The sequence below is a fragment of the Teichococcus aestuarii genome (genome assembly GCF_042651065.1).
Classification (GTDB): Bacteria; Pseudomonadota; Alphaproteobacteria; order Acetobacterales; family Acetobacteraceae; genus Pseudoroseomonas; species Pseudoroseomonas aestuarii.
The window spans coordinates 25675-39095 of sequence record NZ_JBHSCH010000045.1 but is presented as its reverse complement, the minus strand read 5'-3'; the positions used below and the strand labels follow the sequence as shown (position 1 = coordinate 39095).

The 13421-nt window shown below is 73.0% G+C and carries 12 protein-coding genes; 4 read left to right on the top strand and 8 right to left on the bottom strand.

From position 1 onward, the window contains the following. Positions 1–613: alpha/beta hydrolase (locus ACFOY6_RS16225; protein WP_379651670.1), on the bottom strand; the 613-nt coding region annotated here is incomplete at its 3' end. Beyond that, positions 610–2046: an amidase gene (locus tag ACFOY6_RS16220; protein ID WP_379651669.1), complete on the bottom strand. Its 1437-nt coding sequence runs from the start codon at positions 2044–2046 to the stop codon at positions 610–612. The genes ACFOY6_RS16220 and ACFOY6_RS16225, both read right to left, overlap by 4 nt. A gap of 181 nt (positions 2047–2227) precedes the next feature. Between ACFOY6_RS16220 and ACFOY6_RS16215 the strand changes: the two genes are divergently transcribed. Continuing rightward, positions 2228–3133 (top strand): polysaccharide deacetylase family protein, encoded by a 906-nt coding sequence (locus tag ACFOY6_RS16215; protein WP_109515177.1) that lies wholly within the window; start codon positions 2228–2230, stop codon positions 3131–3133. Positions 3134–3215: 82 nt separating this feature from the next. Beyond that, positions 3216–4379 carry a diaminopropionate ammonia-lyase gene (locus ACFOY6_RS16210; RefSeq protein ID WP_379651668.1) on the top strand — a complete coding sequence of 388 codons (1164 nt, stop codon included), beginning with the start codon at positions 3216–3218 and terminating at the stop codon, positions 4377–4379. A gap of 13 nt (positions 4380–4392) precedes the next feature. On the opposite strand, the gene ACFOY6_RS16205 is transcribed toward ACFOY6_RS16210, so the two are convergent. Beyond that, positions 4393–4863: a response regulator gene (locus ACFOY6_RS16205; protein ID WP_181377959.1), complete on the bottom strand. Its 471-nt coding sequence runs from the start codon at positions 4861–4863 to the stop codon at positions 4393–4395. A gap of 376 nt (positions 4864–5239) precedes the next feature. Here ACFOY6_RS16205 and ACFOY6_RS16200 point away from each other — a divergent pair, with 376 nt between their 5' ends. After that, positions 5240–6424, top strand: a complete 1185-nt coding sequence (locus ACFOY6_RS16200; RefSeq protein ID WP_379634778.1) for a M20 family metallopeptidase — start codon at positions 5240–5242, stop codon at positions 6422–6424. Positions 6425–6465: 41 nt separating this feature from the next. On the opposite strand, the gene ACFOY6_RS16195 is transcribed toward ACFOY6_RS16200, so the two are convergent. The 5 genes from ACFOY6_RS16195 to ACFOY6_RS16175 form a co-directional block, all read right to left on the bottom strand. Beyond that, complete coding sequence (locus ACFOY6_RS16195; protein ID WP_109515173.1) at positions 6466–8040, bottom strand: hypothetical protein; 1575 nt, start codon at positions 8038–8040, stop codon at positions 6466–6468. A 130-nt stretch (positions 8041–8170) separates the two neighbouring features. Continuing rightward, positions 8171–9808, bottom strand: a complete 1638-nt coding sequence (locus tag ACFOY6_RS16190; protein WP_379651667.1) for an NAD(P)/FAD-dependent oxidoreductase — start codon at positions 9806–9808, stop codon at positions 8171–8173. A gap of 109 nt (positions 9809–9917) precedes the next feature. After that, positions 9918–11054: a DegT/DnrJ/EryC1/StrS family aminotransferase gene (locus ACFOY6_RS16185; protein ID WP_109515171.1), complete on the bottom strand. Its 1137-nt coding sequence runs from the start codon at positions 11052–11054 to the stop codon at positions 9918–9920. 29 nt (positions 11055–11083) lie between these two features. After that, the gene (locus ACFOY6_RS16180) at positions 11084–12034 is read right to left on the bottom strand and encodes an NAD-dependent epimerase/dehydratase family protein (RefSeq protein ID WP_456316732.1); all 951 of its coding nucleotides are present in this window, start codon (positions 12032–12034) and stop codon (positions 11084–11086) included. A 258-nt stretch (positions 12035–12292) separates the two neighbouring features. Beyond that, positions 12293–12661 carry a RidA family protein gene (locus ACFOY6_RS16175; RefSeq protein ID WP_109515169.1) on the bottom strand — a complete coding sequence of 123 codons (369 nt, stop codon included), beginning with the start codon at positions 12659–12661 and terminating at the stop codon, positions 12293–12295. Positions 12662–12700: 39 nt separating this feature from the next. Between ACFOY6_RS16175 and ACFOY6_RS16170 the strand changes: the two genes are divergently transcribed. Beyond that, entirely contained in the window at positions 12701–13417 is a 717-nt protein-coding gene (locus ACFOY6_RS16170; RefSeq protein ID WP_109515168.1) for an exopolysaccharide biosynthesis protein, read from the top strand. Positions 13418–13421 lie beyond the last annotated feature (4 nt).

The following is a 13421-nucleotide window of genomic DNA, read 5'->3' as shown; positions in this document are numbered from 1 at the left end:
GGGCCGCCGTGGCGCGGCCCCCCGGCGCCGCGGCGAAGGCGGCGCGCAGCAGCGGCGAGTCCGGCTGGAAGTCGTAAGGCCCGGCGAGGCCGATGGCGCCGGCCAGGGCCTCCCGCCCGCCCGGCCCCAGCCAGCGCGGATCGGTGGCCAGGGCGATGGCGATGAAGGCGCCGGCCGAATGCCCCATCAGCACCAGCCGCCGCCCCGCCGCCACCGGCGCCTGCCGCAGCCAGGCGACCGCCGCCGCGCCATCCTCCAGGAAGAGCGGCCACGGCCCCTCCGGCATCAGCCGGTAGTCGGGGATGGCGACGGGGCAGCCAAGCCCGGCCAGCGCCTCGGCGACGAAGACGTAATCGGCCTTCGCGCCGCTGCGGAAGCCACCGCCATAGAAGAACACCACCAGCGGCGCGCCCGGCGCCGGCTCGGCGGGCTCGTAGAGGTCGAGGCGCTGGCGCGGCAGGCTACCGAAGGCGATGTCCCGCCGCCGCGTGAAGCCGCCCGAGGGCACCAGCGCGTTGACCAGCGCCGCCGGGCTGCACCCCGCCAGGGCCGCCGCCCCCGGCAGCGCCAGCAGCGGCGCCAGGGCACGGCGGGAAAGCCAAGATCCGCTCAATGGTGGTGGTGGTTCGCGCAGGAAGCCCCGTTCCCCTGCGCCTCCGGCCGCGCCACCGGCACCGCCACGGCGCGCTCGAGCACCCGGGCGGCACGGAAGCAGAGATCGTCGCGCAGCTGCGCGGCGGCGAGCTGCACGCCGCGCGGCATCCCCTCCTCGTCCAGGCCGAAGGGCACGGTGATGGCGGGCTGGCGGGTCAGGTTGAAGGCGAAGGTCCAGGGCGCCCAGTCGCGCCACAGCGCCTCGGTGGGCTTGATGGTGGGCGCGTCGGCGTCGAAGGCGGCGGTCGGCGTGGTGGGGCAGAGCACCAGGTCGTATTTCAGGTGGAAGCGCGCCATGGCGTGCGCCGCCTCGGTGCGCATCGCCTCGGCGCCGAGGAAGTCGATGGCGGACATGCCGCCCTCGCGCTCGGCCACTTCTTCGAGGCCCTTGTCCAGCAGGGCGCGCTTCTCGGGGGCCATGGTGTTGACCAGCCGCGCCAGCGCCACGCCCCAGACGCGGCCGAAGATGTGGCGCGTATCCGGCAGCTCGGGGTCGGCATCCTCGACGATGGCGCCGTGCTCGGACAGCACGCGGGCGGCGGCCAGCACCGCCGCCTCGCCCTCGGCGTCGATCGGCGGCGCGTAGCCGAGCCTGCGCACCACGGCCACGCGCAGCCCGGCCACGCCGTCCTCGATGCCGGCGCGCCAGTCGCGCGGCTCCTCCTGCACGCAGAAGGGGTCGCGCAGGTCGGGGATGGCCATGGCGGACATCATCAGCGCCGCGTCGCGCACGCTGCGCGTCATCGGCCCGGCGCAGGAGACCTGGCCGAAGGCGCTGTGCGGCCATTGCGGGATGCGGCCATAGCTCGGCTTCATCCCCACCAGCCCGCAATAGGCGGCGGGGATGCGGATGGAGCCGCCGGCATCGGTGCCGATATGCATCGGGCCGAAGCCCGCCGCCCCCGCCGCGCCCGCGCCGGAGGAGGAGCCGCCCACCGTGCGCTGCGGGTTCCAGGCGTTGCGGCTGATGCCGTGCAGCGGGCAGTCGCCCGGCGTCTTCCAGCCGAACTCGGTGGTGGTGGTCTTGCCGAAAATGACGGCGCCCGCCGCCTTCAGCCCGATGACGGCCGGCGCGTCCTCCGTGGCGGGGGTGGCGTCGGTGGTCTTGCTGCCGCGGCGGGTCGGCATGCCCTGCACGTTCAGCAGGTCCTTCACCGTCACCGGCACGCCGTCCAGCGGCCCCATCGGGCGGCCGGCGGACCAGCGCGCCTCCGACTCGCCGGCCTGGGCCAGGGCGCGCGGGTTCAGCATGGCGAAGGCGTTGACCCAGGGGTTGTAGCGCGCCACCCGCTCCATCACCGCCTGCAACGCCTCCACCGGCGAGAGGCGGCGGCGGGCATAGAGGGCGAGGAGCTGCTCGGCCGACATCAGGGCCGGATCGGTATCGGACATGCTGGATTCCGCTGTGGTCGGTAAGGCAGGACCGGGCACGGGGCGCGCCGGCAGGATGGCGCAGATTGCCCCGGCCGGGCGCCGCGCGCCAGCGGCCGGGGTGGCAGGCATCCGGGAGGGGGGTTTGCGGCGGGCGCGGGGCGGCGCAGGATCGGCCGGCCACACGCGCAGGAGCCCCGCCATGAGCGCATCCGAAAACCCGCAGAAACCCTGGGAATGGCCCGAGGAGCATTGGCGCAGGATCGTCGGCCGCGCCTATGGCGGCCGCAGCCTGGCGCCGAGATCCTGGCCGAATGGCGCGCGCTGCGCCGTGGCGCTTTCCTTCGACGCCGACCACGAGACCATCCCGCTGCGCGACTCCGACGAAAGCCCGATGCGCATCAGCCAGGGCCAGTACGGCGCGCGCCAGGGCGTGCCGCGCATCCGGCGCCTGCTGGAGCGGCAGGGTATCAAGGCCAGCTTCTTCTACCCCGCCGTCTCCGCCCTGCTGCACCCGGAGGAGGTGCGCGGCGTGGCCGAGGCCGGGCATGAGATCGGCATCCATTCCTGGATCCACGAGGCCAACACCACCCTGCCGCCCGGCATGGAGCGCGAGCTGACGCTGCGCGCCGCCGAGACGCTGGAGAAGGTCTCCGGCACCCGCCCCGTCGGCATCCGCACCGCGAGCTGGGACTTCTCGGTCGACACCATGTCGATCATCCGCGAGATGGGGCTGCTCTACGATTCCTCGCTGATGGCCGATGACGAGCCCTACGAGCTGATGGCGGATGGCGAGCCCACCGGCATCGTCGAGCTGCCGCCCGAGTGGATCCGCGACGACGCGGTCTATTTCAACATGGTCCGCTTCTCCGGCCTGCGCCCCTACACGCCGCCCTCGGCGGTGGAGGAGATCTTCAAGGCGGAGTTCGACGGCGCCTATGCCGAGGGCGGCACCTTCCTGCTGACCATGCACCCGCATGTCATCGGCCACCGCAGCCGCATCACGCTGCTGGAGCGGGTGATCGAGCACATCAAGGGCCATGAGGGCGTGTGGTTCGCCACCCATGCCGAGTTGGCGCAGTGGTGCAAGGACCAGTCGGCCCTCTGAACCGGCGGAAAAAAGATGGGGGCGCGGGGGAATTCCTTCCCCCGCCCTTCCTTCGGCGGCGGCGTTTCCGCACTCTGGGGGCATGATCCCCGCCCGCCCCTTCCGCCTCCTCCCCAATCCGCGCCACGGCACGCCCGGCGTGGTGATCCTGCCCGAGAGCGGCTTCCGCCGCGCCGCCGCCGAGATCCGCTCCTGGCCCGGCCATGCCGAGACGCCGCTGCACACCCTGCCCGATCTGGCTGCGGCCGCTGGCGTGGCGGCGCTGCACTACAAGGATGAGGGGCCGCGCTTCGGCCTGGGCAGCTTCAAGGCGCTGGGCGGGGCCTATGCCGTGGCCCGGCTGCTGGTGGCCGAGCTGGCGCGGCGCGGCGTGGCACAGGCCGCGAGCGTGGCCGATCTGATCGGCGGGCGCCACGCCGAGGCCACCGCCGCCATCACCGTCACCTGCGCGACGGATGGCAACCATGGCCGCTCGGTCGCCTGGGGCGCGCGGCGCTTCGGGGCGCGCTGCGTCATCTTCGTGCACGAGCATGTCAGCCAGGGGCGGCGGGATGCCATCGCCGCCTATGGCGCCGAGATCCGCGTGGTGCCGGGCCATTACGACGACGCCGTGCGCGAGGCCGCTTCCGTGGCGGAGCGGGAGGGCTGGTTCGTCGTCTCCGACACTTCCTGGCCCGGCTACACCGAGGTGCCGCGCGACGTGATGCAGGGCTACCGGCTGATGGCCGAGGAGGCCCTCGCCGCCCTGCCCGCGCCGCCCAGCCATGTGTTCATCCAGGGCGGCGTCGGCGGCGTGGCGGCCGCCGTCTCGGTGCAGCTTCGCGCCCGCTTCGGGGAGGCGCCACGCCTCGTCGTGGTGGAGCCGGAGCGCGCCGCCTGCCTGCTGGCCAGTGCCGAGGCCGGGCACGCTGTGGCCGTGCCCGGCGAGCTGGACACGCTGATGGCCGGCCTGGCCTGTGGCGAGCCGAGCCTGCTGGCCTGGCAGGAGCTGGAGCGCGCCGCCTTCGCCTTCATGGCCGTCTCGGACGACAGCGCGGTGGACGTGATGCGCCTGCTGGCCCGCCGCGACCCGCCCATCACCGCGGGCGAGAGCGCCGTGGCGGGGCTGGCCGGGCTGCTGCTGGCGTCCGCCGACCCCGCCGCGCGGGCCGCGCTGGGGCTGGATGGCGGCAGCCGCGTGCTGCTGTTCGGCACCGAGGGCGCGACCGACCCGGCCCTCTACGCCCGGCTGGTGGGAGAAGGCTGAGCCTTCCCCTCCCTTACTGCGCCACCCTCTGGCGCCAGAGGGCGCGCACCGCCTCTTCCAGCTGCCGCATGGCGAAGGGCTTGCCGAGGAAGCCCAGGCCCGGCCGCAGCTCGGGCGGCACCTTCACCGAGGCCTCGTTGTGGCCGGTCACCAGCAGCACCGGCAGGCGCGGATGGATGTTGCGCGCCTCCACCGCCAGCGCCATGCCATCCATCCCCGGCAGGCTGAGATCGGTGAGCATCAGCGCTGGGGCCGGATTGGACCGCAGCCAATCCAGCGCCTCCTCCGCCCGCCCCGCCTCGGCCGGGCTGAAGCCGAGGATCTCGATCATCTGCGCCAGGTTCATGCGGATCAGCAGGTCGTCCTCGACCACCAGCACGGTGCTGCCTTCCGGCCAGCCTTCCTCCCCCGCCTCGCCGGCCGGTTTGCCGGGCGTGGCGGGCGGCGGGGAGGAGGGCGCCGCCTGGAGCGCGGGACGCACCACGCCAGGCATCGCCTCCGGCTGCGGGGAGCGCGGCCGCTGGAGCCCCGCCGTCATGTCCTGCCCAGGCTCGCTGTAAATCCTCACATCGCCCCCGATTGCTTCATGCTTCAATAACCCCGCGACAAGCCGGGCGCGGCGGGTAACGGTCCGGGGCCGCTCCGTGGCGTGCCCGGGACCATGCCCAACCCTGTCCTGCGAACAGCCGGCCGGATCCGTGCCTGGCTTCGCCCCACATGACAGCCGGAGCGGGTCCCGTCCAGGGAAGCCTCGGGAAGGTCGGCCATGCGCCGGCCCACGGGGCTCGTCCAGGGGCGGGCTTCACGCGCGGCGTCAATTTCGCCACCCTGCTCCCCCGGACAGGAGAATGGAGAGGCACATGAGCGCCACCGAGGACAAGATCGCCGCCTGGCTCGCCGCGCGGCAGCCCGAGATGCTGGCCGAGCTGGAGGCGATGGTGAACACGGATGGCGGCAGCTACGACAAGGCCGGCGTCGATGCGGTGGGCGCGCGCATCGCCGATTTCTGCGCCCGCCACGGCATCCGCGTGGAGACGGTGCCGGGCGCGCAGCATGGCGACTGCCTGCGCGCCCTGGTCGAGGGCGGCGAGGCCACGGCCGGCAGCGGCAATGCGCGCCGCAACATCGTGCTGATGGGCCACCGCGACACCGTCTTCCCCAAGGGCGAGCCGCAGCGCCGGCCCTTCCGGGTGGAGGGCGGCATCGCCACCGGGCCGGGTGTCGCCGACATGAAGGCGGGGCTGGTGCAGAACATGTTCGTCCTCGCCGCCTTCCAGGCCTGCGGCGGCGCGCCGGGGCCGCTGGTCGGGCTGTTCACCGGGGATGAGGAGATCGGCTCGCCCGAGGGCCGGCCGGTGATCGAGCGCGAGGCGCGGGCGGCGCGCGTGGTGTTCAACAGCGAGCCGGGGCGGCCCACCGGCAATGTGGTCACGGGCCGCAAGGGCGGCGTGTTCATGGTGCTCGACATCGAGGGCAAGGCGGCGCATTCGGGCGCCAATTTCGAGGCGGGCATCAGCGCCATCGAGGAGCTGGCGCGCAAGGTGCAGGCGCTGCACGCGCTGACCGACCTGCCGCGCGGCATCACGCTGAATGTCGGCCTCGTCTCCGGCGGGCAGAGCGTGAACACCGTGGCGCCCTGGGCGCAGGGGCAGATCGATCTGCGCTACGTCCACCCCGAGGACCGCGACGAGGTGATGGGCCGCATCCACGCCATCGTGGAGCGGAGCTTCCTGCCCGGCACGAAGGCGCGGCTGACGATCAAGGGCGAGTTCCTGCCGCTGGCGAAGAACCCCGGCACCGAGGCGGTTCTGGCGGCCTACCAGGCGGCGGCGGCGGAGAGCGGCTTCGCCACCGAGGGCGAGTTCGCCGGCGGCTGCGCCGACAGCGGCTTCACCGCCGCCATGGGCGCGCCGACGCTCTGCGCCGTGGGCCCGGTGGGCGGCAAGGCGCACAGCCCGGAGGAATACCTGGAGGTGGCCTCCCTGGTGCCGCGCGCCCAGGCCCTGGCCCGCGCCATCCTGAAGCTGGACGCCGCCGGGCTCTGAGCAGGTCCGCGCCGGGGGGGCAGCTCTCCCCCGGCGCCTTCTCAGCCCAGCCCCGCCTGCTGGCCGCAGCCCTCGCCCTGCCGGCGATAGACCTGCAGCCCGTCCACCACGCCGATCTGCCGGTAGCGCGCCCAGACGGCGGCGAAGCCCGGATTGGCCTGGGAGAGGATGGCCGGGTAGTTCATCGCCTCGCCGCGGCGGTCCACCACCACGAGATCGGGGCAGCCTTCCATGAAGTCCTGCACCACCCAGTGGCGGATCGGCCATTCGGCCGGCGCCTGCCCGTCCTGCCGGGCGCGCCACAGCTCGCCGCGCAGCGCCCACATCGAGTCGAAGCGCGAGGCCCAGGTGACGTTGGTGTCGTTCAGCACCGGGAAGCCGAGGCCGATCCACTCCGAGAAGGCCACGTAGCTGCGCACCTTCTCGCGCTTGATCAGCTTCTCCAGCCGCACCTCGGTGGAGAGGTCGGGCTCGACGGCCAGCACCACGCGCTCGTAGAGGCGGTGGGAGGTCTTCTGCACGTAGAGGGCCAGCGGCACCATCGCCAGCCCCATCAGCGCGGCGCGCCAGCGGATCGGCCGGGCCTGCTGGCGGGCGGCCTCGGCGCACCAGAACAGCAGGGCGAAGACCACCGTCATCATCGCCGGGATGCGGTGGTAGAACCAGTTCTTGCCGTCGAGGAACATGGCGATGGTGGCGGCGGCGGCGAAGGCCGTCAGCACCAACATGATGCCGGAGGCGGGCGTGCCGCGCGGCGTGCACAGCGTCAGCAGCGCGGCGGTGCCGAGGCCCAGCAGCAGCAGCCAGGATTCCTGCACGAGCTGCCACAGCCCGGTATCGGTGCCGCCATAGAGGGTGACGGCCAGCGGCACGGCGCGCTGGATGAAGGCCGGCTCCAGCACCAGGATGCTGATGACATAGAGCACCGCCGCCAGGAAGGCGATGACCGGGGCGATGCGGATGCGGAAGCCGCGATGCAGCCAGCCGGCCAGTTCGATGGCGGCAAGGCCGAGCAGGTAGCGCGGCTTCAGCGCGCAGCCGAGCCCGGCCAGCACGCCGCTGCCGATGAGGGCGCGGGGCGAGACGGGCAGCCCCTCCAGCGCGCGGATCAGCAGCGCCAGGTGCGGCAGCACGGCGATGACCAGCAGGTGCTCGCGCTGCGCGAACTCCACCCCCGGCATGGCCAGCAGCACGCAGGAGATGGCCGCGAAGGTGGCGGGCGGCCGCTCGAACACCGGCGATGTGCCGCGCAGCCAGCGCGCGCTGGCCCAGGCGGAGAGCAGCGCGCCCGCCGCCACCATCGGCAGCGCCACCTGCTTGGCCGTCAGCCCCAGCGCGTCGGCGATCATGACCGGCACGGCGCTGAGCCAGATGATCAGCGGCGGGTTGACCTCGACGAGGTCGACATACAGCTCCTGCCCGCGCAGCCATTGCCGCGCCACCCAGAGCAGCCAGGCGACATCGTCCTTCATCGGCGCGCGCAGCAGGGTGAACAGCACCACCGCCAGCGTGACGCCGACGACACCCAGGCTCAGCACCGTCAGCCGCGTCTCGGGACGCAGCCGGCGGCGGACGGGAGCGAGGTTATGCGGCGCTCCCGGAAGGCTGTGACTCACGCGAATCCCCCTCGAACCAGCCCAGCGGCCCATTTCTCAGGATGGGCTCGCATTCCGGTGAGATTGCGGCAAGGGCTGCCACAAAGCGACAGCGTGACCAAAAATTCATGTTGATTTTCAGGCCACAACCTCAGGCTGCGCGCGCGGCGGGTTCCACCCCCAGGAGGCTGCGCGCCACCGCCTCGGCGGTCTTGATGCCGTCCACGCCCGCCGAGAGGATGCCGCCGGCATAGCCCGCCCCCTCGCCGGCCGGGAACAGGCCGCGCGTGTTCAGGCTGTGGCCGTCGGCGCCGCGCTTCACCCGCACGGGCGAGGAGGTGCGCGTCTCCACCCCCGTCATCACCGCGTCCGGCCGGGCATAGCCGCGGATCTGCCGGTCGAAGGCGGGCAGCGCCTCGCGGATGGCGGCGATGGCATAGTCGGGCAGGCAGGCGGCGAGGTCGGTCGGCGTCACGCCCGGCTTGTAGGAGGGGATGACCTCGCCCAGCGTGGTGGAGGGGCGGCCGGCCAGGAAGTCACCCACCGTCTGGGCCGGCGCCCGGTAGTCGGCGCCGCCGGCGTGGAAGGCGGCCTCCTCCAGCCGGCGCTGCAGCGCGATGCCGGCGAGCGGCCCGCCCGGGTAGTCCTCCGGCGTGATGCCGACGACGATGGCGGCGTTGGCGTTGCGCTCGGCCCGCGAATACTGGCTCATGCCGTTGGTGACGACACGGCCCGGCTCGGAGGCCGCCGCCACCACCGTGCCCCCTGGGCACATGCAGAAGCTGTAGACCGAGCGGCCATTGGCGCAATGGTGCACCAGCTTGTAGTCGGCCGCGCCCAGAGTCTTGTTGCCGGCGTGCTCGCCGAAGCGGCAGCGGTCGATCATCCCCTGCGGGTGCTCGATGCGGAAGCCGATGGAGAAGGGCTTGGCCTCGATATAGACGCCGCGCGCGGCCAGCAGGTCGAAGGTGTCGCGCGCGCTGTGGCCCACCGCCAGCACCACGTGGTCCGCCTCGATGACGCTGCCATCGGCCAGCGCCACGCCGCGCATGGCGCGGCTGCCGTCCGGCGCGGTGTCGATCAGCAGGTCGGTGACGCGGCTCTCGAAGCGGTACTCGCCGCCAAGCTCCTCGATGGTCCGGCGCATGCTCTCCACCATCGTCACCAGGCGGAAGGTGCCGATATGCGGCTTGGAGACGTGCAGGATCTCCTCCGGCGCGCCGGCCTTGACGAACTCCTCCAGCACCTTGCGGCCATGGTGCAGCGGGTCCTTGATCTGGCTGTAGAGCTTGCCGTCGGAGAAGGTGCCGGCGCCGCCCTCGCCGAACTGCACGTTGGATTCCGGGTGCAGCACGCCGCGCCGCCACAGGCCCCAGGTGTCCTTGGTGCGCTCCCGCACCACCTTGCCGCGCTCCAGGATGATGGGGCGGAAGCCCATCTGCGCCAGCACCAGCCCGGCCAGCAGCCCGCAGGGCCCGGCGCCGACCACCACCGGCCGGCGCGTGAACCCCGCCGGCGCGTGGCCGACGAAGCGGTAGCGCATGTCGGGCGTCGGGTTCACATGCGGGTCGGCGGCGAAGCGGCGCAGCAGCGCGGCCTCGTCCCGCAGCAGCAGGTCCAGCGTGTAGATGAGGTGGATGGCGCTCTTCCGGCGCGCGTCGTAGCCGCGGCGGAAGACGTGCAGGTGCAGCAGGTCGGAATCGGGAATGCCGAGGCGCGCCAGCGCGGCCTCGCGCAGCGCCTCCGGCGCATGGTCGAGCGGCAGCTTCAGTTCGGTCAGTCGCAGCATCGGGAGGTTGTTATCCACCAGGGTGAGCGAAGGCGCGCTGTATAGCGCGCCCGCCCGGCGCGGAGGAATGGCCTCCCCCGCACCCCTCCCCTTCCCGGGCCGCCGGGCTTCAGCCGGCGGCGACGCGCAGGGCGGCGCAGACCGTCTCCACCTGGGCGTCGGTCAGTTCGGGGTAGATCGGCAGGCTGAGCACCTCGCGGCTGGCCACCTCCGTCTCGGCGCAGCCGGCCGGGCCGGTGGGTGTGCGGCCGCGGTAGGCCTCCTGCTGGTGCACTGGCACCGGATAGTGGATGCCGGTGGCGACGCCCTGGGCACGCAGCCGCGCCGCCAGCTCGTCGCGCTCCGGGCTGCGCACCACATACTGGTGGAACACATGGATATCCCCCGCCCGGCGGAAGGGCGGCGCCAGCGCGGTGCCGGCCAGCGCCGCGTCATAGGCGGCGGCGATGCTCTGCCGGCGGGCATTGCTGGCCGCCAGCAGCGGCAGCCGCACCCGCAGCACGGCGGCCTGGATCTCGTCCAGCCGGCTGTTCACGCCGACGCTGTCCGAGAGGTAGCGGTGCTTCCAGCCATATTGCCGGATGGCGGCGATGCGCTCGGCCAGCGCCTCGTCCGGCGTGGCGAGAATGCCGGCATCGCCCAGCGCGGCCAGGTTCTTGGTCGGGTAGAGGCTGTAGGCCGCGGCGTCGCCGAAGGTGCCGAGCATGCGGCCCGCCTGCATCGCGCCATGCGCCTGGGCGCAATCCTCGATGACATGCACGCCCGCCGCGCGGCAGGCGGTCATGATACGGGCCATGTCGCAGCCCTGGCCGTAGAGATGCACCGGGATGACGGCGCGGATCGGCGGCAGGCCCGGCGGCGGGTCCTCCAGCACGGCGGCCAGCTCATCCGGGTCCATGGTGAAGGTGTCGGGGTCGATATCGAGCAGCAGCGGCGTGGCGCCGACCATCTCGATCGCCGCCACGGTGGCGACGGCGGTGTGCGAGACGGTCGCCACCGTCATGCCGGGCCCGATGCCGAGGCCGCGCAGGATCAGCATCAGCGCATCGGTGCCGTTGGCGCAGCCCACGGCGCGGGAGAGCCCCGCCCATTCGGCGAATTCCCGCTCGAAGGCGGCGCATTCGGCGCCCAGGATGTACCAGCCGGAGCTGAGCGCGCGCGAGAGCGCCGCGTCGATCGCCGGCTGATGGGCGCGGTAGGCGGCGCCCGGGTCGGCCTGCGGAACGGTGATCACGGGCATGTCCATCTGCCCTTCTCCTTGGAGCGTATCGCCAGTCAGAGGTAATCGTTGAGACGCGGGCGGAACCAGTCGAGGCTGCGGCGCAGCCCCTCCGGCAGGGTCACGGCCGGGGCCCATCCGGTCGCGCTGCGGAAGCTCGTGTCGTCGGCATGGAAGCTGCCGATGTCGATGGAGGCGCGCTCGGCGGGGAATTCCCGCGTCACGTAGCGGCCCTCGCCGCCATTGGCGGCGATGGCGGCCTCGGCCAGCTCGGTGAGGGAGACCGGGCTGGCGCCGCCGAGGTTGAAGGCGCGGCCGGCGCAGGCGGGGGTCTCGGCCGCCGCCAGGAAGGCCGCCACCACGTCGTCCAGATAGGCGAGGTCGCGCAGCTGGGCGCCGCCCCAAACCTCGAAGGGCTCGCCCTCCAGCAGGCGGCGGAACCAGATGCCGAGGAAGGTCTGCCGCGCATCCTTCACCCGCAGCCGCGGGCCGTAGCAATTGGTCAGCCGCAGCGAGACGACGGGGCGGCCCTGCACGCGGCCCTCCATCAGCCAGTACTGCTCGCCGGCCAGCTTGGAGACGCCGTTGGCGTCGGGCGGGTTGATGGGGTGCTTCTCGTCCACCGGCAGGTAGTGCGGGCGTCCGTAGAACTGGCGGGTGGAGGCGTGCACCACGGTGGCCTTGGGCGCTCCTGCGCGCAGCGCCGCGATCAACCGCAGCTGCGCCGTGGCGTTGATGGCGAGGTCGGTGAAGGGGTCGGCCATGCTGCCGGCATGGCTGGTCTGGGCCGCCATGTTGAACAGCACGTCGATGCCCGCGACATGCGGGGCGAGGTCGGCCTCGCGCAGGTCGGCCTCGACCAGCCGGACGCCGCTCTCCGCCAGGTTGGCGCGGTTGGCGCCACCCTCGGGCAGCAGCGCGTCCAGCGCCGTCACCTCGGCGCCGAGCCGGCACAGGGCGTGGCACAGCCCGCTGCCGAGGAAGCCCGCGCCCCCGGTGACCAGCACGCGCCGGCCCCGCCAGAAATCGGCGCGTCCCCCGGAGGGGGCAGAGGCGGAAACGGGGCCGGCCGGAACAGGCATGGGGTGATTCTCTGTCAGCGGAAGCCAAGGCTGGCCGGGGATTGCGGCGGAAGCGGGGCCGCGCGATGGCAGCATGGCCCCGGTTTCCGCCCCAGCCGCTCCCCGGCCATCGGTACGGCGGGGACGTTCACATTTCCGCGATTGACGCGCAAGCGCCACCTGCCGCCGGGCGCGGTCCGGCCGTCAGCGTGGCGCCAGGGCCACGCCGGTGATCTCCACCTTCCAGCGCGGATCCACCAGCGCGCCCTGGATGGTCATGCGCGCCGGCTTGTGCCCGCGGTCCAGCCAGCGGTCCCAGGCGCGGTTCATGGCGGGGGCGTCGGCGATGTCGGCCAGCACGATGTTCACCTGCAGCAGGGCGCGCTTGTCGGTGCCCGCCTCGGCCAGCAGCGCGTCGATCTGCGCCAGGATGTCGGCCGTCTGCCCCTCGGCGTCGAGCGAGGCGTCGTCGGCCACCTGGCCGGCCAGGAAGACGAAGCCATTGGCAACGGTGGCACCGCAGAGGCGTTCCTCCTCCGCCAGCCGGCGGATGGGCGTGTTCGTCTCGTTCATGGGCAGGTCCTTCTCGAATCGGATGGGAGAAAGCGTGGCATGGGTGTGTGGATGCGGCGAGAGGTGGCGGCCGGGGACGGCGACGGCCCGTCCCAGGCCCGGCGTGGCCTCAGCCGCGACCTGATCGCCCGCGCCTTCCAGGGCACGATGCGGCGGCGCCCCACCGTGCCGCAGCCGCCCCCCTGCAACCTCGGCGGGCTGCTCGACTGCATCGAGGAGGCCTGCGCCAATGCCGAGACCGTCTCCGGCCAGGCGATCCTGAACCAGATCGGCCAGCGCTCCTTCGGTGCGCTGCTGCTGCTGCCGGCGATCATCGTGGTCTCGCCGCTCTCCGGCATCATCTTCCTGCCCACGGTGATGACGGTGATCATCGTGGCGATCTGCGGGCAGATGCTGCTGGGCCGGCGCGAATTCTGGGTGCCGCGCGCCGTGACCGGACGCAGCGTGCCCTGCCGCCGCGTGCACCAGGCGCTGGGCTTCCTGCGGCCGCCGGCGCGGATCATCGACCGCGTGCTGAAGCCGCGCCTCGTGGCGCTGACGCAGGGGGTGGGCACCCACATCATCGCGCTTGCCTGCCTGCTGCTGGCGCTGCTGATGCCGCCCATGGAGATGGTGCCCTTCACCACCAGCATCGTGGCGGGCGTGATCAGCGTCTTCGCCCTGGCGCTGGTCTCCAATGACGGGCTGATGGCGCTGCTCGGCTACGGGCTGAGCCTGGCGCTGGTGGGCACGCTGGGCAGCCTCTTCCTGTTTTGAGGCG

What these genes read in the sequence shown, in the direction of transcription:
- ACFOY6_RS16175 (WP_109515169.1), bottom strand. Translation starts at nt 12,661, where the DNA reads ATGAACGAGACGAACACGCCCATCCGCCGGCTGGCGGAGGAGGAACGC.
- ACFOY6_RS16220 (WP_379651669.1), bottom strand. Translation starts at nt 2,046, where the DNA reads ATGTCCGATACCGATCCGGCCCTGATGTCGGCCGAGCAGCTCCTCGCC.
- ACFOY6_RS16200 (WP_379634778.1), top strand. Translation starts at nt 5,240, where the DNA reads ATGAGCGCCACCGAGGACAAGATCGCCGCCTGGCTCGCCGCGCGGCAG.
- ACFOY6_RS16185 (WP_109515171.1), bottom strand. Translation starts at nt 11,054, where the DNA reads ATGGACATGCCCGTGATCACCGTTCCGCAGGCCGACCCGGGCGCCGCC.
- ACFOY6_RS16190 (WP_379651667.1), bottom strand. Translation starts at nt 9,808, where the DNA reads ATGCTGCGACTGACCGAACTGAAGCTGCCGCTCGACCATGCGCCGGAG.
- ACFOY6_RS16210 (WP_379651668.1), top strand. Translation starts at nt 3,216, where the DNA reads ATGATCCCCGCCCGCCCCTTCCGCCTCCTCCCCAATCCGCGCCACGGC.
- ACFOY6_RS16170 (WP_109515168.1), top strand. Translation starts at nt 12,701, where the DNA reads ATGGGTGTGTGGATGCGGCGAGAGGTGGCGGCCGGGGACGGCGACGGC.
- ACFOY6_RS16215 (WP_109515177.1), top strand. Translation starts at nt 2,228, where the DNA reads ATGAGCGCATCCGAAAACCCGCAGAAACCCTGGGAATGGCCCGAGGAG.